The following is a 21993-nucleotide window of genomic DNA, read 5'->3' as shown; positions in this document are numbered from 1 at the left end:
CCCCTGTCTCAGTCCCCTGTCTCAGCCCATGCCACCCAGCAGCGCGGCATTGCCGCCCGCGGCGGTGGTGTCGACGCAGACATGGCGCTCGGCCAGCACCCGCGCCCGGTCGGGCAGGCCGGGGATCAGCGGCAGGATCGGACCGGACCGGCGCGACAGGGCCAGCTCATAGGCGCGCGCTGTCTCCTCATCGCCCCACCAGATCACGCCCGAGATGCCTTCGAGCATCTCCAGTGCCTCTGCCGCCAGCGCGCCGGTGGCGCGGATGGCGGTGCCGCCCAGCGCCTCGACCGCCTGCGCCTGTGCGGCAACCGCCGCTGCCGTCGGGCCAAGGCAGAGGAGCGGCGGGCGCGCCATCTCGCTCAGCCGGTTCGATTCGCCGGTCGGGCCGGGCAGGCTCTGTACCCGTACCGGCGCGGGCGTGCCGGTCGCGCGGGGCAGGGTGGCCATCGGTTCGGCCCAGTCGGCCGCCGCCTGCTGCCGGTCGGGCGCACAGAAGCGCGCCATATAGTTCGGCCCGCCCGCCTTTGGTCCGGTCCCCGACAGGCCCTCGCCGCCAAAGGGCTGGCTGCCGACAATGGCGCCGATCTGGTTGCGGTTGACATAGATATTGCCCGCATGCACCGCCTCGGTCACATGCTGCACCCGGTCGTCGATCCGGGTTTGCAGGCCAAAGGTCAGACCGTAGCCGGTGGCGTTGATCGCCCCGATCACCTGATCCAGCTCGTCCGAGCGGAAGGTGGCCACATGCAGCACAGGGCCGAAAATCTCGCGCTCCAGTGCCCCGATGCCCGCAACCTTGATCAGGGTAGGGGCCACGAATGTGCCCTGGGGCGGCAGCGCCAGTTCCTTCAGTACCCGTCCCTCGGCGCGCGCGCGGGCCACATGGTCGGCGATGGTCTGGCGCGCGGCCTCGTCGATCACCGGGCCGCTGTCAGTGGACAGCGCCCAGGGGTTGCCCAGGCTCAGCGCATCCATCGCGCCCTTGAGCATGGTCAGCACGTCCTGGGCGATATCCTCTTGCAGGTAGAGGCAGCGCAGCGCCGAACAGCGCTGGCCCGCCGACTGGAACGCGCTTTCGATCACCGCCTGCACCGCCTGTTCCGGCAGCGCGGTGGAATCGACGATCATTGCGTTCAGCCCGCCGGTCTCTGCGATCAGCGGCGTACCCGGGCGCATGTTTGCGGCCATGGCGGCGCGGATCTTCTGCGCCGTTGCGGTCGAGCCGGTGAAGGCCACACCCGAGACGCGCGGGTCCGAGGTCAGAGCCGCACCCACCGCCGGGCCACCCGGCAGGAGTTGCAGCGCGTCGCGCGGCACCCCGGCCTCGTGCAGCAACTCTACCGCGCGATGCGCGATCAGTGGGGTCTGCGGCGCGGGCTTGGCCAGCACAGCGTTGCCGGTGGCCAGCGCCGCCGCGATCTGGCCCGAGAAGATGGCCAGCGGAAAGTTCCACGGGCTGATGCAGGTAAAGATGCCCGCAGGCGCCGCATCGGGGATATTGGCGGCGTAATAGCGCAGGAAATCCACCGCCTCGCGCAGCTCGGCGACCGCGTCCATCAGGGTCTTGCCCGCCTCGCGATGCAGCAGCGCAAACAGCTCGCCATAATGCGCCTCGTACAGATCGGCGGCGCGGTTCAGCACAGCGGCGCGCTCGGCGGCAGGGGCCTGCCAGGGCTGAGCGCTGGCCAGCGCCAGTTCGGTGTCGGCGGCACTCGCGGGCGCCACGCTGCCGGGCATGTCATGCGGGTCGGCGGGATTGACCACGGGCTCTTCCGCCTCGGGCGCGGCCGCGTCGGACAACAGCGGCCCGGCCTGCCAGCGATGCGCGCGGAACGGCGCGCGCGCAGCGTCGATCGCATCAAGCGTCGGCTGGTGGCCCAGGTCAAAGCCTTTCGAGTTGGGGCGCTCGGGCGCGAACAACTCAGGCCCGCGCTTCAGCGGCCTGGCCGGTTTTTGCGCGGTCTCGAACGGGTCGGCAGCCACCACTTCGGGCGGGACGTTCTCGTCCACGATCTGGTTGACGAAAGAGCTGTTGGCGCCGTTCTCCAACAGGCGCCGCACCAGATAGGCCAAGAGATCGCGATGCGCCCCCACCGGTGCATAGATGCGGCAGCGGGTCTTGTTGGCGGTCAGCACAAGGTTATGCAGCGTCTCGCCCATGCCGTGCAGGCGCTGGAATTCATAGGGCTGGCCATCCCGCGCCATATGCAGGATCGCGGCGACCGTATGGGCGTTATGGGTGGCGAATTGCGGATAGATCCGGTCGGTCATGCCCAAAAGCTTGCGCGCATTGGCGATGTAAGAGACATCGGTCACCGCCTTTTGAGTAAAGACGGGGAAGCCATCGACGCCGGCCACCTGGGCGCGCTTGACCTCGGTATCCCAATAGGCGCCCTTGACCAGCCGTACCATCAGCTTGCGGTCATGGCGTTCCGCCATCTCGTAAAGCGTGTCGATCACCAGCCCGGCGCGCGGCCCATAGGCCTGTACCACGATGCCGAACCCGTCCCAGCCTTTCAGCGCCGGTTCCGCCATCACCGCCTCGATCACCTGCATGGACAGCGCCAGCCGGTTGGCCTCTTCGGCATCGACATTCAGCCCCATGCCAGCAGCCTTGGCCAAGAGCGCCAGCGCCCGCAGGCGCGGCGCCAGCTCGTCCATGACGCGGGCCTCCTGCGCCAGCTCATAGCGCGGATGCAGCGCGGACAGCTTGACCGAGATGCCCGGATTGGCGCGGATGTCGCCATGGGTGCAGGCCTCGGCAATGGCCGCGATGGCGCGCGAATAGCTCAGGTGATAACGCGCGGCATCCGCCTCGGTGCGGGCGGCCTCGCCCAGCATGTCATAGGAATAGGTATAGCCCTTGACCTCCATCCCCTGTGCCCGTTTCATCGCGGCCTGGATGTTCTCGCCCAGCACGAACTGACGGCCCATCTCCTTCATCGCGCGGCTGACGGCGGTGCGGATCACCGGCTCACCCAGCCGCTTGATGGCGCCGCGCAGCGCGCCCACGGGGCTCGCTTTGCGCTCGTCCAGCACCTTGCCGGTCAGCATCAGCGCCCAGGTCGAGGCATTGACCAGTGAGGACGAGGAATGCCCCAGATGCTTGCCCCAGTCCGACGGCGCGATCTTGTCCTCGATCAGCGCGTCGATCGTGTCGGCATCGGGCACCCGCAGCAGCGCCTCGGCCAGGCACATCAGCGCGATGCCCTCGTCGGTCGAAAGCCCGTATTCGGCCAGGAACACCTCCATCATGCCCGGCGTGGTGCTGGCGCGAATATCGCGCACCAGCCCGGCGGCGGCGCCGCTGATCGCGGCGCGATCCTCAGGGCTCAGTGCGGCTTGGGCGACAAGCTGGTCGAGCAGCGCCGATTGGTCTGCATAGGTGAAGGTGTCGATTTGGGTGCGCAGGGCGTGGGTCATGATGCCTCCGGGTCAGTTGGCGCATGATACATCGCGATCACAGGTTCATTCGCCTGATTTTTGTGGTAACGCAGTCCAAATGACCAAAGATTGGGGCGCATGCGATGCAAACGGACTTCCCTGACCTCGACCGGCACGACCGGGCGATTCTGGCAGAGCTCGCCGCCGACGGGCGGATGTCGGTGGCCGACCTGGCTCGCCGCATCGGCCTGTCGAAATCGCCGACCCAGGCGCGGGTCAAACGGCTCGAATCCGAGGGCATCATCACTGGCTACCGCGCGATGGTCGATCCCATCCGTCTGGGGCTCGATCACGTGGCCTTTGTCGAGGTGCGCCTGAGCGACACCCGCGAAAAGGCGCTGGCCGAATTCAACGCCGCCGTCCGCCGCATCGCCGAGGTGGAACAGGCCCATATGATCGCGTCGAATTTCGACTACCTGCTCAAGGTGCGGACCCGCTCGATGAACGAATACCGCGCCGTGCTGGCCGAGCGGATCTCGGCCCTGCCGCATGTCTCCAACACCTCGACCTTTGTCGCGATGGAGGCGGTCAAGGAACCGGGTCTCTTGGGTGCGCTCGAAACTGTGACTTGACGTAAATCCGGTTTGCATCAGCATTGGCGCATGAAACACGCGCTCTTTGCCTTGCTGCTCCCGCTGTCGCCGGGCCTGCTCTGGGCCTCGGACTGCCCTGAGGCGCCGGATCATTCGGCCCAGATCAACCGCTTGATCGCCGAAATACGCGTGGCCCCGAACGAGGGACAGGCGCGGCAGATCTCCAACCAGATGTGGGAATACTGGGCCGACGCGCCCGACGAACAGGCGCAGGCGATCCTGGATCGTGGCATGTCGCGCCGCTCGTCCTGGGACCTCCTGGGCGCGCTCGAGGATTTCGACCGCCTGGTGGCCTATTGCCCGGATTATGCCGAAGGCTACAACCAGCGCGCCTTCGTCAACTATCTGCGCCAGGATTTTGCCGCAGCACTCGTCGATCTCGACCGCGCTCTGGAACTCTCGCCCACCCATGTGGCCGCGATGAGCGGCCGGGCGCTGTCGCTCCTTGGGCTCAGCCGTATCGAAGAGGCGCGCGAAGGCTTGCAAGAGGCGCTCGACCTGAACCCCTGGCTGCCGGAACGTGGGCTTGCGGGGCCCGGCGGGCCGCTCGAACCCAAGGGCAAGGATATCTGACCCGGACACCCCAGGTTGGGGCGGCGAGCGTCCCGCAAGACCGGCGGAACACCGTTGAAATTTTTCGGTTTCGTGACTCAAGTCACATTGAGGTCGGCAGAAATTCTGGTTAGACGGGCTATGTGCCGGTTGGGGCCGGGCGTCCTGTGCGAGTTGGATCGGGCCAAGTCAGCGTCCGGTCCGTGAAACACCTGTCCAGATGTTCGGGCCGTACCTGCCCGGACGCCGGAATCGGGCAAGGCCTCCCCAAGGAACAGCGCTGTGCGGGCGTGGTGGAATGGTAGACACATGGCACTTAAAATGCCTGGGCCGAAAGGCCGTGCCGGTTCAAATCCGGCCGCCCGTACCACATCTTCTTGATTTTCGTGAAAGCGGTTTGATCCGTGGTATCGTGGGGAAACAGCCGGTTCCTGACCGGCGCGGCCTTCTTCCCGTACCTCCTGGCCGGCTCTGACAATGTCCGCCTCCCGACGGCATCGACGTCCCAAGGTGGGTATGCATTGATCCACAAAGGAGGACGGTCACATCATCGAGGCCGGGGGCAGGTCACGTAGCTTAACCAATGCTTGCGATTTATTACCTTTTGTCAGAACATGTTTGGCAAGGTTTTCAGAGAGGGAACAGACATGGGTTTCGTCGAAGCAATCAAGACATGCATCTCAAAATACTTTGTTTTTTCGGGGCGCGCGGTGCGGTCCGAGTACTGGTGGTTTGTGCTGTTTGTAATCGTGGTCAGCATTGTTTTGGCATTCATCGACGCCTCTGTGTTCGGCATGAACCCTGAAACAGGAGAGAGCAGCCAAGTCCTCACCCCGATTTTCCAACTTGCAGTTGTCGTGCCTATGCTGGCCGCCGGTTGGCGTCGTTTGCACGACACTGGAAGACCGGGCTGGTACCTGCTTCTGCCGGCAGCGCTCAGCATCGTAACCATGTTCATGCTTTTCAGCGGTGTCGCCGTCTTCTCGGTTCTCGAGCAGGGAGCGGACAACCCTGATGCGTTGAGAGGCCCAGCAGCCCTTCTCGGCGTCACCGGCCTGATGGTTGTTTGGGTTCTTCAGCTCATACTCTCGGTGCTGATGATCTGGTGGCTAAGCCGACCGTCGCAGGAAGGTGCAAATGAGTATGGCCCAGCTGTGGCGTAAGCCGATCGCGTGTCCTCGTCAGGGGGTTTTCAACTGCCTGACAAAATGCTGTTAAACGGCCAAGAAGGGCCCCTATGAAGAGATATCTGATCGCCGGTGCGGCCCTCTCACTCATGATGTCATCCGCGGCAACGGCTGACTGGAGTTTCAGCGGACCGCCCAATTCCAAAGCCTTGATGCTGGCTGGCAACATGGCACTGGAGCTGCAATGCGATCGGGTCCGCTCCGCGCCCGGCGCGCTTGCGCCAAACAGGGCACCAGAATCCCCAAATTCAACCCGCAGAGTCTCGTTATGAAAAAGGGATCATCAGGCGGGGAAGGTTGTCAGCGATGTCGAGAGGAACTGGATCGAATTCGGCGGTTACACCTATGAACAATGCAATTGAACCACATGGAATGACAGGAGAGACAGAGATGGGAAGCCAGCTCGCCGGAACGGGCAAACGGGTCACAGCCGGCCAGTGGCCGGTCGTTTTTTGTGCGGTGTTTGCAGCTCTGTCCACTGCCTCGGCAAACGCGCAGGATCTGTCCGAACTGCCGTCTCAGTTGCTGGAAAAAGTCGAAGCCGCACGACAGGCATGTTCGGATTTCGAGAACGGAGAGTTCGCCCTCGAATTGGGAGCCGTTCATCGTGTTGATCTCGATGGTGACATCCAACGGGACTGGGTTCTGGACGAGTCCGGGTTTGCCTGCTCGACCGCCGTGTCGCTCTATTGCGGCACTGGCGGTTGCATGTCTCACTTCTTGATTGGGGATCGTATGTTCTCGCTTCTCAATCAGGGTTGGGACATGGCGAATATCGGCCCGTTCCGGGTGCTTCTGGCAGATGTTCACGGCTCGCAATGTGACGGGATCAATCCAACACCCTGCGTTGCGGCCAGTGTTTGGGATGCGGATGAATTGGTCTGGCGCAGCACGGGCGCAGAATGGGAGTAGAAATGCGGATGCAACTCGAAAAACCAATTGTTGGCATGGCTGCCCTTTCCTTGGCTCTGGCCCTGACTGGATGCGTCGAAACCTCGACCGAAGGTGCAGTCAGCGAACCTGACCCGGAATTGACTTTCGTTCGCGGCTACCGCAGCGCAGCAGATGAATGCCAGCTTGTCGGTGAAACGGCATTCACCGTCGATCTCCTCGACGACGCAGCGGATCTGGTTGCCTGCCCGACGGGAAGCGCAGCGATGGCAAGCCTGATGGCGGAAACCGGAGCGGCGATGATTACCCAGACCAACAGCTTCACCTTCTTCAGAATTCCTTTCCGCTGAACCGCATGCTTGCTCTGAGCCGCGAATGATCCGTCCGATCGATCAACGTCGGATGCCTGTTGAACTGGTCCGCAACACCCTTTGTGCAGAAACAGGTTGCGACCGATATGCATGTCTCTGATCCCCGCTGACCGGTTGCATGAGACGACGCCCTGTAAGGGACGGTTTGCTCCTGACCTGAAATGCCCCTTGCACGCATGTCCACCGAGGCGTCCACATTCGCGACAGACCGCCTTGCCGCGTCGCTGCTCGCGCTCACCCGTGCGCTGGGGGCCCTGCGTCATTGCCGGTGGTGCGAAGGACAATTCTGCAAACACCTCACCTGCGATCCGCCCGTTCCGGTTGGAAAACGGGAATTCGCAACCGGTTCAAACCCTTCGTTTTCCTTTCCGATACGTCATTTGATATTCAAAATCACTTTGTATGTCTGGGGTCGGCCGCTGCGATTGTGGACTTCGATGATGTGATCGCCGGTCTGCCAGAGTTGGCCGCGATAGTCTTGGCCCGCTGTCCCCTGACTTAACAGCGTCTTGTTCGGGTTCAGGATTCGCCACGATACGCCTGGGTTGCCAGAGCCGACACGAAGATAGAGAAACTGCTGGTCACGCGCCCCCAGTACATAGCGCCGGACAGCCCCGTTTTCGATCTGCTCGGTGAATTCGGTTCCCGTGGCCCCGGCGGGAAAGCGGATGACTGCGGTTGTCACCTGGCCAGTGCCGGATGCGGGTGGTTTGCTTGGCAATTGCGTTGCAGCGCCCCCGTGCGATCCGCCGCCCGACAGGTAGCGGGCGCTGACCCAGCCCCGCTCGCGCATGTCGGTCATCATCTCGATCTCGCACCATGTGGTGCGGCCTGGCGTCTGACAGCGCAGCTTGCGCACGCGGTCTCCGTTGCCGAGGGCGCCGATGACCCGGTAATTCGTGCCAGGCCCGCTCCGCACGTTCAGCACGTCATTCTGGGGGACACCTGCCACCGTGGCGATCCGAGATCCACCGGGATCGGTGGCGCCACCACCACCGGGAAGGGGGCTGGCCTGCGTCCTGCCTTCGGCAAAGAATTCCACGATGCGCCGACCGGTGGGGTCGTAGGAGCAGGCGAAATCCTCGAACCGGGTTTCCAGGAAAATGCGCCCGTTGACCGCGTGCGTGCCATCCACGCGACGGCCGTTGTACTGCATTTCAGTCGCTGCGGTGAAATCCCGGAAATAGGTCTGGCCGGCGCTGGAACATTCGTTCCGCATGAATTCCGCAGATTGGCCCGAGGCCGCGGATGCCAGGGCGCAGGCGCCAAGCAATGTCCAGCTTAGCAGACGACGGTGCAGCATGGGTGAAAGCTCCAGACTCTTGAATGGTCTCCGGTTTGGAACGGGTTTTCCGATCGCTTCCAACAACACTAGGTCAAGTCTGTTTCGGCGCGATCCCTTTTGCGAAAGGAGTATCCGTTTCGCGCAGTTGGCCGGAGTTTTTTGGCCAGACCTGTGATGAGCGGCTTAGCTTGCCCCCATCCGGTGTTGTCGAGCCTTCTCGGAGGGCACGGGCTTGTCTGCCCGAGATTCGCGCTCAAATCTCGCGTTTTTGAGGCAGTGAAAGAGGCCAGAAATATTGGCAAAACAAGAACATGCTTGATCCATCCAGGTTTTGCAATCTACCATGAAAGCAGTGTTTTGACGAGTTCACCCGATCTAGGTTCTTGGGGAGAGCTAGATGAGTTTTTTCAGGACAGAAGTATCTTTTCGCGGAGCCAAGGCGCGGGTGGTGGAATCCCGCCTGTTTTCCAATCCGAACAAGTTGGTCATGGCGCGCCGTCCCGAGGTTCTTGCCCGCGTGTCACGGTTTGACCTTGGCGGTTTGACCGTGGGCGAGGTGATTTCGTCCGGCCACGACGTTGACGTCACCGAATACATGGCCAACAGCCTCATTGTTCCGCTCAGCGGCGCGATCGAGTGCGAAAGCAAGACCGGCCTCGTAAAAGCCGCGACAGGCGAAGCGCTCTTCTTCTCTCCCAACCGCCGCCATACGAGGGTCAGCGCGGGGAAAGCCCCGATGTTCAAGGGCGTCCCGCTGATCATTTCGACCGATCTGATGCGTGCGGCCTTCGACCGGCTTGGACTGGGCCTGCCTGCCGCAATCGAGTTCGACGCGCTGTCGCTGCGGATGAGGGGCAGTCGGTCTGCCGCTGCCGCCGAATTGATTCAGACTGTCCGGACACTGCACGCGGAAATCGACCGGGGATCGGTACGGATCGGAAATCCGGCCGGTCGCGCGGTCTGGGCCGAGTTCATAGCCGACAAGATCGTGGACGTGCTCCAGGAGGCCGGCGTTCTCCATGCTCCTGTCTGCCACACCGACTCGTCCAGCTATCGCTTGGTGCGGATGGCGCTGGAATGCATGCGGGTATCCCACGGAGAGATCAAGGATATCCCCTCAGTCGCAAAGGTCTGCGGGGTGAGCATGCGCAGTCTGGAATTGGCTTTCAAACATGTGCTGGAAACGACGCCGTCAAAGGCACTGCTCGGCTTTCGCCTGGAAGCAGCCAGAAAGCGACTGAGCGACGCGAACGACGAAGCCTCTGTAACGGAAGTCGCCCTTGATTGCGGTTTCAATCATCTGAGCAGATTTGCTGCCGCCTATCGCGACAGGTTCCACGAGCTGCCATCGCAGGCCTTTGTCGGACGGCGCAAGGTCTGACAACCGGCACGGTCGCGGTCGACCGGATCAGATTCCTTCAAAGACAACGCCTTGACGCACCGGCTTGCGAAAAGCGGCTATTCGCTGCGCACATCGGATAGCCGGGGGAGGATCACGATGAAACAACTGGAATGTCCGGGTGTTGTCTGGGGATGCATCCTGGTTATCTGAAAGGATTGAGAGATGAGAAGTTTTCTTCTTGGCGTTTCGGCCATGTCTGTTGCCCTGACCATGTCAACAGCACCGGTCCGGGCCGATGACGAGGCAGCGGCGATTGCCGGCGCCATCGCAATTATCGGATTGGCCGCGCTGGCCCACAACAAGAACCATTACCAGGAAGGCTACAGGCCGAATGGCGAAAACGAAACGGCAGCTTTCGAACGTGGCTATCGCGACGGGCTGCACAACGAACCCTATGACTCGCGCCACAGCAGCACTGCTTACGGTCAGGGATTTGACGCGGGCCAGAAGGAGCGCAGCAACCGCTTGGCCCACAAGCAGCGGGACATCGCGGGGGTGAAGGTTCCCGCAGCCGCGGCGCAGTCCTGCGTAAACGAGGCCTCCTCAAGCTGGGGCGTCGGCCGTCATGACGTACATATCGTCAACGCCGGGCAGGAAGGGGCAGACAACTTTTACATCGAGCTCGCATCGGGCCACAGGCACGTGATCTGCGGCTCCAATTCGCAAGGTCAGGTGTTCAATTTTCGCAATGGGCGGATGTGAGCCGCAGTCAGGTCGGTCGGCGCGACTCTGCGCCTGTCCAACGACAGGACGGCAAGGATCGCGGCCAAAGGCATGAACCATGTGCAAAACTGTCACCCTGATCTTTGCGCTGGCTTACCTGGCCGCGTTGTTTCTGCTGTTTGTCGGGACGTTTGGCTGGTTCGGACAGGAGCGCGATCCGTTGGCGGCCGTGTTCCTGGTTCCGCTCGGGCTACCGTGGAACCTGTTTGTGGACCTGTTCGGCGACGCGGTTCGGCTTTGGCTTGCGGCCCTGTCGCCTCTCTTGAACCTGATCCTTCTCAGGCTGATCTGCGGCTTTGCCGCGCGAAGCTAGGAGAGGGGAAAGACAAATGCCAAAACTGGTGACAGCCGTTCTGGCCTTTGTCATCGCTGTGGCGGTCGGCGGTTATGGTGCAAGGCGGATGGCAGATGGGGCCATGATGGCCGCCGGTGCCGGGGTCGGGCTGACGACCGGGATCGGGCTGACGACATGAGGATTTGCTCCCTCCATCACACCCGATTTCTGACCGGAATGGAAATGGCACCCTGCCTTCGAAAGACTCGCCCGAGGTCATTTCCGACGCTACCTTCATTCGCAAGGGGACAAAGTGAGGCGCACAGATGCACATGAAGCGGAAAACCGGTATCGTCATCTTTGGCGTGCGAATGTTGGGTTTGCTGGTCCTGACCGTCTTTGCCGTGTCGCCGGCCCTGGCACAGGTCGCAACGGGGCTCGAGGCAAGCCTGCCGGAAATAACGGTGCGCGGCCGTGGGTGGGGGCAGTTGCTCCAGCCACGCGAGTTGCTCGAATTCGGACTGGCGCTGGTCGAGACTTCTGTGATGACTGCGGTCATCGCCTATCACCCCGTGCTGAGCGCAAACCGGAAAACAAGAAGCGATTTCGAAACACCGCGCGCCTTGTTCGTCTATGCGCTGATCGGCATGGTCGTCGGTTTCCTCATCATGCATCACGGCTATCTTATCGGCTTTGTGCTGTTCGGTCTTGGGGGGCTCTTGCGGTTCAAGACGGATGACAGTGCCGGCGACACGATGCGTCTGATCCTTGTTACCCTGATCGGCCTGTGTATCGGGCTCGACCTGCCGGTGATTGCCCTGATCACCACGGCCAGCGCGTTTACCATTCTCTACGTCTTGGGTGGGCCTGCCAACTTTGGCGTGGATATCCAGTTTTCGAACAAGAAAAGGCCGGTGCTGGAATCGATGCAGGTGGTGCGCGACGAATTGCAGAAAGCCGGCTTTCGCACGATTTCCATCAGTCGGACCAAGTTCAAGTCGACGGTCCACTATGTGGTCACCGGTGTGAACGGAGCGCGCCGTTCCGCGCTGGAGAGGGAAATGTCCCGCCTGGCCGAAGACAAGGCCAGTGGAATTTCCGATTGGCATGTCGACTGAACCGTGACGAGGCAATGACCCAACCGACAAAGTCTTCTCCGCGGAATTGGCCTGGCACCTGGTTAATGTCGGTCGCCCCGGCGTTTTACCTTCTTGTCGCGGGACCTGTCTGGGCGGAGATGTCCCTGTCGCTGGTCAAGTCGCGAGAGATTGCCGAACCGTCCATCGGGTTTTCCGAACCGTCTGGTCTCAGCACCGCGGCCGATGGGGGATTCTGGTCGGTAAGCGACAACGTCGCCCGTCTGTTCCGCCTTGATCACAAGGGCAGGCCGGGAAAACCCGACGACCTGTCCGCAGAACCCCAACTGGAAGGCATTGCAGAGGATATGCCTCGGCAACGTCTGCTGATGGTGCGCGAGGATACGACCGAGATCCTGTCACTTGCCCCGGACGGGACCCTCACCCGGTTCCGGTTACTGGCCCTGCCGGGGGCAGAGGGGCTCGCCGCCCATTTCCAGGCGGATGAAAACAACGGGCTGGAAGGGATCACGGTCGACCCCGAAACCGGCGCCGTATTGCTTGTGAAAGAACGCAGGCCCCGGTTGCTGATCGAGTTGGCCCCCGATTTGTCGCGCGTTGTCCGCATACAGGAAATGTCGGCGGCAATGGGCTTCGTTTCTGCGGCGGCGCAAGACGACAGGCTCGACCTGTCCGGCCTGGCATGGGACGCACGGCGAAAGGGCGTCTGGATCACCAGCGACACCGGACAGGCGGTGTTCTTCCTCGACCTGTCCAGCATGACCGCAAGGGGATGGGCGCTGATGGACGCCGACAAGAAGAAACTGCATCCGGTGAGCAATGCCGAGGGAGTGGCGCTCTCTTCGAAGGGCGACGTGCTGCATGTCGTCACCGACGACGGCAAGAAATCACGGCTGCTGACATACAGGATTGACTAAGTCCGACAGACGAATTGTCCTGAAAGGGTCAGGATGGAACGAGGAGGAAAATCTAGTGAAGGATTACCAGATGTTTTCAATCATCCGTCGCGCAGGAATTGCACTTGTCCTTCTGGCTGCACCTGCTATGGCCGCCGATTTCAAGGCTCGCTCGGGCGCACCGGGGCATGATCAGATGATCGCCCGGTCCAACCCCACGCCCGCCGACGGGCTGGCCTTTGTGCGGCCGGTGCTGTCGGGCGTGCTCTACCGGGGCGGGTTCAAGGGGGGCGACAAGGCAAGGACCGGTTTGTCCGGGTCGCAGCGCAAGCAGTTGTGCGAGTCCGGGTTTTCCGCTGCCCGCTACATCGATTTCGGCAAACATACAGAGTACGGCAAAACCTCCTGTAGCAGCGGCCAGTTGACCTATGCGGCGGGCAAGTCGACGCGTCCCGACGACGTGATGAAAGAACTCTATGATATCATCAAGAACCCCGGAACGGGGCCGATGTATGTCCACTGCATGTGGGGTGTCCATTCTTCGGGCGCGGTCTCGGCAATGGCGCTGGTGCAATTCTGCGGCTGGAGCGAGGAACGCGCCAAGAAATACTGGAACGAGGCCCGCAACGGCGCCGATTGCTCGGATGGGTGCGATGCCTGGATTGATCATCACTTCGACCATTTCAAGGTCAACCCGGCACTGAAGATCTCGGCCGCCGAACAAGCAGCGATCTGTCCGAAATGAGTGGCGCCCTGTTTCCCACCCTGCTGGTCTGCGCCGGGATGTTCGCGGGCGCCGCATTGGCCTCGGACGCGGTAAAGGGCCAGGAGACGCTGTTCACCAGCCCGAACGGCGTTACCGAACGCTGCGTCCGCATCACGCCGATGCCCGGCGCGGTCTATTCAAAACACGACCTGGAGGCCGAGGAGGCCTATTGCGCCCTCGACTTCTATGCCGCGACCGTCGCGCTCTGTCCCAAAACCTGGAGCACGAGCCCCGGCATGAGGATATACGACATCTCCAAGGGTCCCTATGCCGGTGACCGGCAGGGTTTTGAACGTCACGCCTGTGCCGAAGGCAAGTCCGCGTCCCAGTTGGCCCACAAAGACCTGGCCAAGTTCAAGCCGACCATGAATGCCAAGGGCACCAGCGGCACCTTCTCGCCCTCGCCACTGCTCTACTACCACCTCTCGCGCTATTTCGAGGCCGACATCGGCGTTCCTCCCGCTGTCTGGCGCAGCATGGACCGCATCACGCATCTGGACGAGGTGGCAACGCGGGGGCTGGCCTTGTCTGGCACCTCTCATTCGTCTGGAATGAACCATGCCGGCTGGCGCATGCTTGTCGATGCCGACCAGACCCCCTCGGTCTACAAACCCGTGGACGAGCTTTTCACGTCGGACCGCAAGGCCCTGTATGGCGCCTTGCTGGACAGCCCCGGGTCCCGCTATGGCACCGAGGTCAACGGGACACGGGCGTCAGGTTGGGGCAAGGGGCAGAACCTCGATTTTCAGGAAACCGCCCCATTCCTGGCGCTGCGGTCAGGTCACCCGATAGACAAGGCAATTGCCGAGGGCATTGCCGAGGCGGTCAAGACCAAGCAGATCCGCCGCGACATGGGGGCCGATGTGGATCCGCGGCAGGTTGCGTACTGGATGACGGATATTGCCAATATCGTTCTGCTCGACTTTATCTTCAGCCAGCAGGACCGGATCGGAAACATCGACTACAAGGTGCGCTGGATGTGGGTCGAGAATGGCGAAGTCCGCAGTCACAAGGCAGACAATCATGGCAAGGATCGCGGTACGGCGCCGGAACAGGCAATCCGGGTCAAGCGAACCCACCTCAACGACAACGATGCGGGCGGGCGGGTGGAATACGCCAATTTCACCAAATCGACCCGGATGCTGGAGAAGCTGCGTCACTTCCCTGCGACGACCTATGCCAAGCTGGCCAGGCTGGATGCGGATTTCGGCGCTCAAGGGCCGCTTCTGGCCTATGTGCGCGACAACTTCGGGCTGGATGACCGGCAAGTCGCCCAGATCGTAAAGAACACCGCTCTTGCCTTTGGCATTCTCTCCGAAACCTGTCGTCGCGGAGAGTTGCTGTTCGATCTGGAGCCGGAGACTTTCTTTGTCACGGGCAAGGTGACCGGAGCTCAACTGGACTGCGCCGGAGGCTGACATGCTGCGGATTGTGATGCTCGTGCTCTGCCTCGTTGCCGGTGGCGTCCGGGCAGAGCCGCTCAGGATCGCGGTGATTTCGGACCTGAACGGCGGCTACGGATCGACCAAATACAGCAAGTCGGTCCGCGACGGGATCGCTCGCATCGTCGCGCTTGAACCCGATCTGGTCATCAGCACCGGCGATATGGTCGCGGGCCAACAGGTCAATCCGCATCTTTCGGCCGACCAGGTTGCCGCCATGTGGTCGGCGTTCGACGACGCGGTGACAAATCCCTTGGCCAGGGCCGGCATTCCTTTTGTCGTCACGCCGGGAAATCACGACGCCTCTGCCTATCGCGGGTTCGAAGGCGAACGGGCGATATTTGCCAGGGTCTGGGGCGACCGAGAGCCTGACCTGACATTTGTGGACAAGGCCGATTTCCCCTTTCGTTATGCCCTGTCAGTGCGCGGCGTGCTGCTGGTTTCCCTGGACGTGACCACCACCGGCGCCCTGTCGGACAACCAGTTCGACTGGCTCGACGATCTGCTGAAACGCCAGAGCAGCCGACACAAGGCTGTTGTCCTGTTCAGCCATCTGCCGCTCTGGCCATTTGCGGAAAAGCGGCGTGATGACGTGATAGGGGACCCCAAGTTGCACGAGCTTCTGGTGCGGCATGGCGTGGACCTGTATCTGAGCGGACACCACCATGCCTATTACCCGGGTGTTGTGGACGACATCTTGATGGTCTCGCAATCCTGCTTGGGCTCTGGCCCGCGTGCGCTGATCGGTGCGAACCGACCGTCCCCCAAAGCCTTTTCTTTGGTCGAGATCGCCGGGGATGGCAGCATTGAAGAGACCGCCTACCAGTCTCCCGATTTCCTGACACCAGTCGAGCTCGACGACCTTCCGCGCTCGATCGGACGACTTGTTCGCAAGGATCTGGTCGGCAAGTGACACGACAGGCTCGAACGCACAGTCGAGAAGTGGTCGACCTGCCAACCGGACGGAAGCGCCAAGACATTCAGCTTGAGTGCGGCAAGGCAGGCCCTTGACTCCGAGGCGGCGTCAGAAGGAAACCGGTCGAGGCGGGCAGGGGACGGTTTGGCACCTTCGGGCAGGGCTTGGGGCTAAAAAACGCGTTGGTTGACGCTTTGAATCCGGCTCTTTTCGGTCAAGGATATACAGCTGTTTTCGAAGCTGGCAGAGAGTTGTCGTTCCTAACTTGACGCCCGAAAATCAATGGAATACTACCGGCAAACGTCGAGCGGGCGTTGTGTAATGGTAAGACCCTTGCCTTCCAAGCCAGTGATATACTTTTCCTATCCTTTCACTTAGATTTCAAGCTATTCTTATTATTGACTTATATCGTTCTTCTGTGTTCCGATGGGTTCCACAGTTTTCCGATTAATACCGACAAAAAACAGACAAAATGCCAAAACTCACTGAGACCTTTGCCCGCAAGGTTCCACAGACAAAATCGGGTACAGACAAACACTGGGATAGCGAGGTCCGAGGCCTCGTGCTCTTCGTCGGTAAGAAGGCCAAGACGTGGTACTATCAAAAGGATGTCGGTGGTCAGACACGGAGGGTGCTAATCGGGCGTTATCCGGTGATCACAGCGGAGGTGGCCCGACAGACCGCTCTCGGGTTCGCGCTTGAATGGGGCAGGGGTGCGGGAAAGCAAATCCAGATTGGTGCTCCGACCCTGCAAGTGGCGATGGAAGCTTATTTGGCGCGACCCAAGCTTCGATCAGATACGCATAAGCTGACTATGCGTCAGCAGTTCGAGCTTCATCTCAAGGATTGGCTGCGCCTGCCACTCGATGAGATTACCAAATCGATGGTCGTGGAGCGCCATAGGTTTCTTGCTGCCACCCCTTCGACGGCTAACCATCTTCTGAAGTATTTTCGGACGGTCTGGAACCATGCTCGTCGTGTTCACGATCTGCCGGAATCGCCGACCTTGGCGATCGAGTGGTATGATGAGCAGCCAGCTGGGACTATCATTGACGACCTGGTGGAGTGGCGGCACGAGATCGAAGGGCTGCACAACCCGATTCATACCGTGTTCTATGAGCTGCTGCTCTTCACAGGGCTGAGAAAGACCGAAGCATTGACCTTGGAGTGGAGGCACGTGCACGAGGACCGTATCCATCTGCCAATGACCAAAAACGGACGCAGCTTCGATCTGCCGATCCTGCAGTTGCATCACGAAATCCTTGCACCAATGAAAGGTTTGCATCGGCAGTGGGTGTTCCCATCACCGAAAAGGACGGACGGTCGCCTCAGCGCGCCGCAGCGGATGAAATGGAGCCCGCACGCGCATCGACGGACTTTCGCGACCATCGCAATGGAGGCGGGAATTCTGGAAGAGGTTGTCGGCCGCTTGCTGAACCACACGCCTTTGTCCATTACTGGACAGCGGTATGTGAAACCTAGTCTGGATGCGCTCCGGCCTGCGATGCAGACCGTATGCAAGGAGTTGTCATTTCGGTCAAGTAGATGACCCAAGCGTGTCCAAAAAACGCCACACTTTCGGCACTTTGTTTCATTGATCTCGCGGTGCAATTACCACAGCGAGGGGGGAGATTCATGAGCTTTGATCAGGAAAATGAAAGCTGGGCTGTCAGATCTGTCGATGAAATTATTGCGCTAGGTTTTGAAGAAGCCTTGGAAGTGGCAAAAGACGAGATATCGAAATACTCTCATGCGGGTGTTTTTGAAAGCGGACCTGTCTGGACCGAAACCTGGTACGCTTTGGGTCTCGATTATTCAACTGAATATCCTGACTTGATTGAAATTCCAAAAAAGTCGTGTGAGGAGTTGGTTCGTCGCGCGCAAAAACATCAGCAGGCGTTTGAACTTCTTACAGAAGTGATATCTGGATATATCAACCATTGGATTGAGCCGCCAGCGGAGTTGAAGCAAGCAGCGGTCAATATTGTGAAAGGTGTTCTCGTTCGGCCCAAGAGGGCTCGGGGGGAGCCTGACCCTGGAACGTGGGCACGTGATCACATGATCCTGCACGTTGGAAAGCTTCTTGAAGATCGATATGAGCTAAACCTTACTCGGAATGAAGAAGGTGACGGCCTTGCCGCAAGTGATATCATTTTTCATGCGCTCGGACCGTACACAGATTTGACGAGCCGAGGGTCGATCCAATCCATCTTGACCAAGCCAAAGAAGAAAGAACTCTACGTCAAGATTCGGTTTGACTGGATTGACAGCTTGTTCGACTAGAGGTCTGTAAGTTATAGAATATTTCTGTACATGCTGCATGCGCCTGCTCGGTGTATGCAGCCCAATTCCTTTCCATTGCATGATCTTCTCAGCGTACACATGGAGACAAAGCAATGGATGGAAATGATCGACTGCTGCCGAATAATGAAAGCACTCGAAACTTATCGAATGGTGCAAAGTACCTGAGGCCGAAGCAAGCCGCAGAGTATTGCGGCGTTTCGGAGTCAACTCTCGCCAAGCTCCGCATGCAAGGGCGTCGCGCAGATGGTCCAAAATTTGCCCGAATGAGTGGATGTGTAGTCTACCGCCGTGTTGACTTGGATGAGTGGATCGACAGCCACATGGTTTTTTCCCAATAGCCTCAACCCCATCCGCGGAATATCGGAACGTGCGGGCTCGGGTGGGCAAACGCGAGAGCGAACGGGTCTGGTCTTCGGCCTAGGCGCCTTGGCACGCGTCGGTTTTTTTGGAGGGCATGCGCTCCGAGGCAGCCGCCGTGTCACATTAGCTGGTGACTACTGTCCCGAGAAACAGACTATTTTCCGGAATTGACATTACTTCTGGGCCAAGTGTGCTTGCCGCGCATTCGCCGAGAGCGCCACCCCATCTCAAACTGCGAATAACACCCTCAATACCTCAACCCACATACGCCTCGTTTGGATCATCTTTTGGTCTGTTCGTGGCCAGTGTTTCAAAGAAAAACGTCTAAAAGGATGAAACCCGATGAAAATCTCTGAGAGCTTTTGGAAAACCATGCGCGAAGCGCGTCTCAATCAACTAATTCATGCCGGGTTCAAACCGGAATTTGCCGAGAGTTTTGCGAATACTGAGGACAAGTATCGTAAGAAACTTTCAGAGAACCATGAGCCTTGGGCAGGCGTCGTTGCAACTTTGGAGTTTGAGGACGATGAGCACGGAGATACGCACTGGTTTATCGTTTGCAATCACTTTCTAGAGTGAAGAATTGAGCCCTCACGCGTGGAATTTTATCACGAGTTGACGGCTCTCCGCGCGACAATCTTGAAACCAATATCTCGCAAAGCCTCGCCTCGTAAAAATGAGTGCTTGCATCGGATTCTAAACCAAAAACCAGAGCCATGAGCAAGAAAACGCAGAAGTCAACGGACCGTCGGTCCCAAAACCTGAAGGCAGCTCTTTCAGCGGCCGAAGCAGGATGCCCAGTGTTTCCCTGCAATCCAGAAAACAAGAGCCCTTACGTGAAGTGGAAAAACAGGGCGACTATCGACCCAGGTGAAATTGGTGAACTCTGGGTCCAATATCCTGACGCAGTCCCCGGCTTAGTAACCGGTTCTGCAAGTGGGTTCGTAGTGATTGATCTGGACGTCAAGAACGGAAAGAATGGCGTAAAAGAGTTCGAGCGTCTCGGGTTGCACCAAGAGGACGCTGGGGCCGTTGTCAAAACTGCTAGCGGTGGACTCCATCTCTACTATGAGTACCAAGACGGCGTAAGAAACTCCCAGGACAAGATTGCTCCTGGTATCGATGTGCGCGCGGAGGGCGGATACGTTATTGCGCCCGGTGCCGTTAGCAATACCGGCATTTACGAATGCGTTTCCTCTGATTTGGGGTGTGCGAGACTGTTAAGCGCCAAGCTACCGAGCCTTTTTCGTCCCGAACCCAAAGCTGCGGCAAAATACAGCACGGCAATGCATTCGAGAAATCCGAGCAAAGCCAGAAAAGCGTTGTTCTGGATTCCGAATGACCTGAACTACGACAGATGGATGCGCGTGATTATGGCATTCAAAGCGGGGTTCGGCGGATCTGATGATGGGTTGCAGATAATTCAAGGCTGGTGCGCTGGCTATCCCGGGTATGACCCAACTGAAGTGGAAAAAATGTGGGTCTCGATTGATGAGAACATGGAGGGAGGGGTTACTGTTGCTACTCTTTACGCTGAAGCTAAGAAGCATGGCTGGAATGACGATATTGATGATGAGTTCGACGATGACCAAGATGGCTTTGACGATGATCCCGTTGCTGCCGATGGGACTATCCATAAAAGCATTCGCGAACTGAACGACCGCTTCGCGCTGGTTCGGATGGGCAGTAAGGTCGTGATTGCGGAGTTCAGACGGAACGGAGACATCGACTTCATCGGCACAAGCTCTTTTCGGGAATTGTTCGCAAATCGCAAGCATGGCGGAACCACCCTGGGCAGTGCCTGGATGATGCACTCGGCGCGTAGAACATATGAGGGCGGATTGGTGTTCAAGCCCGAAGGTTCAGTCCCCCAAGATACTCTGAATTTGTGGACTGGTTGGGGTCAAAAGCCAGATCCAGATGCGGATTGCTCGCTAATTGTTCAGCACATCGAGAAAACTGTAGCGGCTGGGAACAAGAAACATGCTGACTATATTTTTTCCTGGCTTGCGGACATCATCCAAAACCCTGGTCAAAAACCTGGTGTAGCCCTTGTATTGAAGGGCAAGAAAGGCGTTGGGAAAGATACTGTCGCAGAGATCATGAAGATGATTATTGGGCGCCAGCATTGCGCGCATGTTCCGGCGTCAGAGCGCCTGACCGGCAGGTTCAACTCTGCTTTTGCGACGGCGATCCTGATTCATGTGGAAGAGGCTATCTGGGGAGGGCATCGTGAATCCAAGGGGGTTGTGCAGTCCTTGATCACATCTCCCGAAATGCCTCTTGAGCGGAAAAACGTGGACACGGTGCAAATCGACAGTTTCTGCAGGCTCTTATTCACGACGAATGAATCCTGGGCTGTTCCGGCGACCGCTGATGAGCGCCGATATGCTGTATTCGAGGTTTCCCCGTGTCACCGCAATGATCGGCAGTACTTCGATGCTCTCTACGATCAGATCATGAACGGTGGCCTCAATGGGTTCTTGGCATTCCTGGAAAGCTGGAAGACTCCTGAAGGCGTAGAAATCCGCAATCCTCCGCAAACGAAAGGTTTGATGGAGCAGAAACTCTCAGGCCTTCGTGGCACCGATCGCTGGTGGTATGAAGTTTTGTGTGAGGGAGATTTGCCGTACGGTGAATCTGATGTTGAAGACGAACCTTGGGAGAAAACTACTCAAGTTGTGCGCAAAGAGGATCTCCGCCGGGAATACGAAGCCTGGATGCAACAACGCCGTTATCAGGGTGAGATCATGGGGCCGGCCGAGTTCGGAGAGGCTCTCAAAACCTTGTGTGCCGGGGTATCCTCTTATCGCCCCAGCGAAGACGGCAAACGGCCGTGGAAGTACCGTTTCCCGGATCTGAAAGAATGTCGCTCAGCTTTTCTTTCTGCCATGGGTGGAAACGAGGAAGAGATTTCCTGGAACAGCTAGGACGGAGGGGGCGATGGTCCAAGCGTTGGTCCAATCAGGTAGCATTAATTCTCCCTTGAATCTGAGTGGGGTCCAGGCAGTCCAATCAGTCTGGGCTCATATTTATTTTGGTAGGGTACCGTGCTGCGGTATGTTGCGAGGTCAGAGTACCCCCGTTCCCGCAACAAGAAATTCAACGCATGGACAGCCCGGACCGGTTGGACATGTGTTTTAATTCAATCTCTTAAGGGAGATTTTGGTTGGACGCCATGGCTGATTTTGTCCGAGTAATCGAGATTTTGAACGGGTGTCTCATAGAGGATTCCAAGATTCCTCGAAGCCCGCGCTCCGCGCCACCCGCGACAATCAAATCTTCGTCGGAAGGACCCACTTACTGAATGGCGGCCTTGAAGGACGAAGCCCTGCCATGCCGGCTGGTCGAACGGTCCGGATGTCCGGTCGGCCAGACGAGCGCACAAAAACAATACCTTGGCGCGGTTCTGAAATGCCCCATCTGAATTGGTCCACCGTTATGTATAGGGAACGGAGGACAGAGAATGGCAAACAAGCGGCACAAG

General features: G+C 59.3%; 21 protein-coding genes and 1 tRNA gene. 20 read left to right on the top strand and 2 right to left on the bottom strand.

Annotated features, from left to right (window positions below; all coding sequences use genetic code 11):
• Window positions 1-21: 21 nt before the first annotated feature.
• Entirely contained in the window at window positions 22-3426 is a 3405-nt protein-coding gene (putA, locus tag G0P99_RS10010) for a bifunctional proline dehydrogenase/L-glutamate gamma-semialdehyde dehydrogenase PutA (RefSeq protein ID WP_164129346.1), read from the bottom strand.
• 104 nt (window positions 3427-3530) lie between these two features.
• Here putA and G0P99_RS10005 point away from each other — a divergent pair, with 104 nt between their 5' ends.
• From G0P99_RS10005 to G0P99_RS09980, 6 genes are all read left to right on the top strand, one after another.
• Window positions 3531-4019 carry an Lrp/AsnC family transcriptional regulator gene (locus tag G0P99_RS10005; protein WP_164129344.1) on the top strand — a complete coding sequence of 163 codons (489 nt, stop codon included), beginning with the start codon at window positions 3531-3533 and terminating at the stop codon, window positions 4017-4019.
• Between the two features lie 30 nt (window positions 4020-4049).
• Window positions 4050-4613 carry a tetratricopeptide repeat protein gene (locus tag G0P99_RS10000; RefSeq protein WP_164129341.1) on the top strand — a complete coding sequence of 188 codons (564 nt, stop codon included), beginning with the start codon at window positions 4050-4052 and terminating at the stop codon, window positions 4611-4613.
• A gap of 263 nt (window positions 4614-4876) precedes the next feature.
• Window positions 4877-4962: transfer RNA gene (locus tag G0P99_RS09995), tRNA-Leu, on the top strand.
• A 277-nt stretch (window positions 4963-5239) separates the two neighbouring features.
• Window positions 5240-5755 carry a DUF805 domain-containing protein gene (locus G0P99_RS09990; protein ID WP_164129339.1) on the top strand — a complete coding sequence of 172 codons (516 nt, stop codon included), beginning with the start codon at window positions 5240-5242 and terminating at the stop codon, window positions 5753-5755.
• Window positions 5756-6169: 414 nt separating this feature from the next.
• Window positions 6170-6691, top strand: a complete 522-nt coding sequence (locus G0P99_RS09985; RefSeq protein WP_164129337.1) for a hypothetical protein — start codon at window positions 6170-6172, stop codon at window positions 6689-6691.
• An 8-nt stretch (window positions 6692-6699) separates the two neighbouring features.
• The gene (locus tag G0P99_RS09980) at window positions 6700-7020 is read left to right on the top strand and encodes a hypothetical protein (protein WP_164129335.1); all 321 of its coding nucleotides are present in this window, start codon (window positions 6700-6702) and stop codon (window positions 7018-7020) included.
• A 397-nt stretch (window positions 7021-7417) separates the two neighbouring features.
• Here G0P99_RS09980 and G0P99_RS09975 read toward each other — a convergent pair whose 3' ends face one another.
• Window positions 7418-8344 (bottom strand): SH3 domain-containing protein, encoded by a 927-nt coding sequence (locus G0P99_RS09975; protein ID WP_164129334.1) that lies wholly within the window; start codon window positions 8342-8344, stop codon window positions 7418-7420.
• A gap of 379 nt (window positions 8345-8723) precedes the next feature.
• On the opposite strand from G0P99_RS09975, the gene G0P99_RS09970 reads away from it, so the two are divergent.
• From G0P99_RS09970 to G0P99_RS09905, 14 genes are all read left to right on the top strand, one after another.
• Window positions 8724-9707, top strand: coding sequence for a helix-turn-helix domain-containing protein (locus G0P99_RS09970; RefSeq protein WP_255455779.1), 984 nt, complete (start codon window positions 8724-8726; stop codon window positions 9705-9707).
• 183 nt (window positions 9708-9890) lie between these two features.
• A complete protein-coding gene (locus G0P99_RS09965) occupies window positions 9891-10430 on the top strand; it encodes a hypothetical protein (RefSeq protein WP_164129330.1) in 540 nt (179 codons plus the stop codon).
• 79 nt (window positions 10431-10509) lie between these two features.
• The gene (locus tag G0P99_RS09960; protein ID WP_164129328.1) at window positions 10510-10764 is read left to right on the top strand and encodes a hypothetical protein; all 255 of its coding nucleotides are present in this window, start codon (window positions 10510-10512) and stop codon (window positions 10762-10764) included.
• A gap of 16 nt (window positions 10765-10780) precedes the next feature.
• Window positions 10781-10924: a hypothetical protein gene (locus tag G0P99_RS09955; RefSeq protein WP_164129326.1), complete on the top strand. Its 144-nt coding sequence runs from the start codon at window positions 10781-10783 to the stop codon at window positions 10922-10924.
• 133 nt (window positions 10925-11057) lie between these two features.
• On the top strand, window positions 11058-11843 hold the full coding sequence (locus G0P99_RS09950) for a hypothetical protein (protein ID WP_164129324.1): 786 nt from the start codon (window positions 11058-11060) through the stop codon (window positions 11841-11843).
• 65 nt (window positions 11844-11908) lie between these two features.
• Window positions 11909-12739 (top strand): SdiA-regulated domain-containing protein, encoded by an 831-nt coding sequence (locus tag G0P99_RS09945; protein ID WP_164129322.1) that lies wholly within the window; start codon window positions 11909-11911, stop codon window positions 12737-12739.
• Between the two features lie 70 nt (window positions 12740-12809).
• Complete coding sequence (locus G0P99_RS09940) at window positions 12810-13463, top strand: hypothetical protein (protein ID WP_164129320.1); 654 nt, start codon at window positions 12810-12812, stop codon at window positions 13461-13463.
• Window positions 13460-14902, top strand: a complete 1443-nt coding sequence (locus tag G0P99_RS09935) for a hypothetical protein (protein WP_164129318.1) — start codon at window positions 13460-13462, stop codon at window positions 14900-14902. Before G0P99_RS09940 ends, G0P99_RS09935 begins: the two co-directional genes overlap by 4 nt.
• 1 nt (window position 14903) lies before the next feature.
• Window positions 14904-15839 (top strand): metallophosphoesterase, encoded by a 936-nt coding sequence (locus G0P99_RS09930; protein ID WP_164129316.1) that lies wholly within the window; start codon window positions 14904-14906, stop codon window positions 15837-15839.
• 475 nt (window positions 15840-16314) lie between these two features.
• On the top strand, window positions 16315-17391 hold the full coding sequence (locus G0P99_RS09925) for an integrase family protein (RefSeq protein WP_164129314.1): 1077 nt from the start codon (window positions 16315-16317) through the stop codon (window positions 17389-17391).
• Between the two features lie 86 nt (window positions 17392-17477).
• Window positions 17478-18125, top strand: a complete 648-nt coding sequence (locus G0P99_RS09920; protein ID WP_164129312.1) for a hypothetical protein — start codon at window positions 17478-17480, stop codon at window positions 18123-18125.
• A gap of 113 nt (window positions 18126-18238) precedes the next feature.
• Window positions 18239-18484, top strand: a complete 246-nt coding sequence (locus tag G0P99_RS25045; protein ID WP_164129310.1) for a helix-turn-helix domain-containing protein — start codon at window positions 18239-18241, stop codon at window positions 18482-18484.
• 364 nt (window positions 18485-18848) lie between these two features.
• Window positions 18849-19085, top strand: coding sequence for a hypothetical protein (locus G0P99_RS09910; protein WP_164129308.1), 237 nt, complete (start codon window positions 18849-18851; stop codon window positions 19083-19085).
• A gap of 137 nt (window positions 19086-19222) precedes the next feature.
• Window positions 19223-21436 carry a bifunctional DNA primase/polymerase gene (locus tag G0P99_RS09905; RefSeq protein ID WP_164129305.1) on the top strand — a complete coding sequence of 738 codons (2214 nt, stop codon included), beginning with the start codon at window positions 19223-19225 and terminating at the stop codon, window positions 21434-21436.
• Window positions 21437-21993 lie beyond the last annotated feature (557 nt).

The sequence above is a fragment of the Ruegeria sp. PrR005 genome (genome assembly GCF_010500245.1).
Taxonomy (GTDB): domain Bacteria; phylum Pseudomonadota; class Alphaproteobacteria; order Rhodobacterales; family Rhodobacteraceae; genus Ruegeria_B; species Ruegeria_B marisflavi.
The sequence above is the reverse complement of the archived record's forward strand: the minus strand, read 5'-3'. Positions and strand labels throughout refer to the sequence as shown.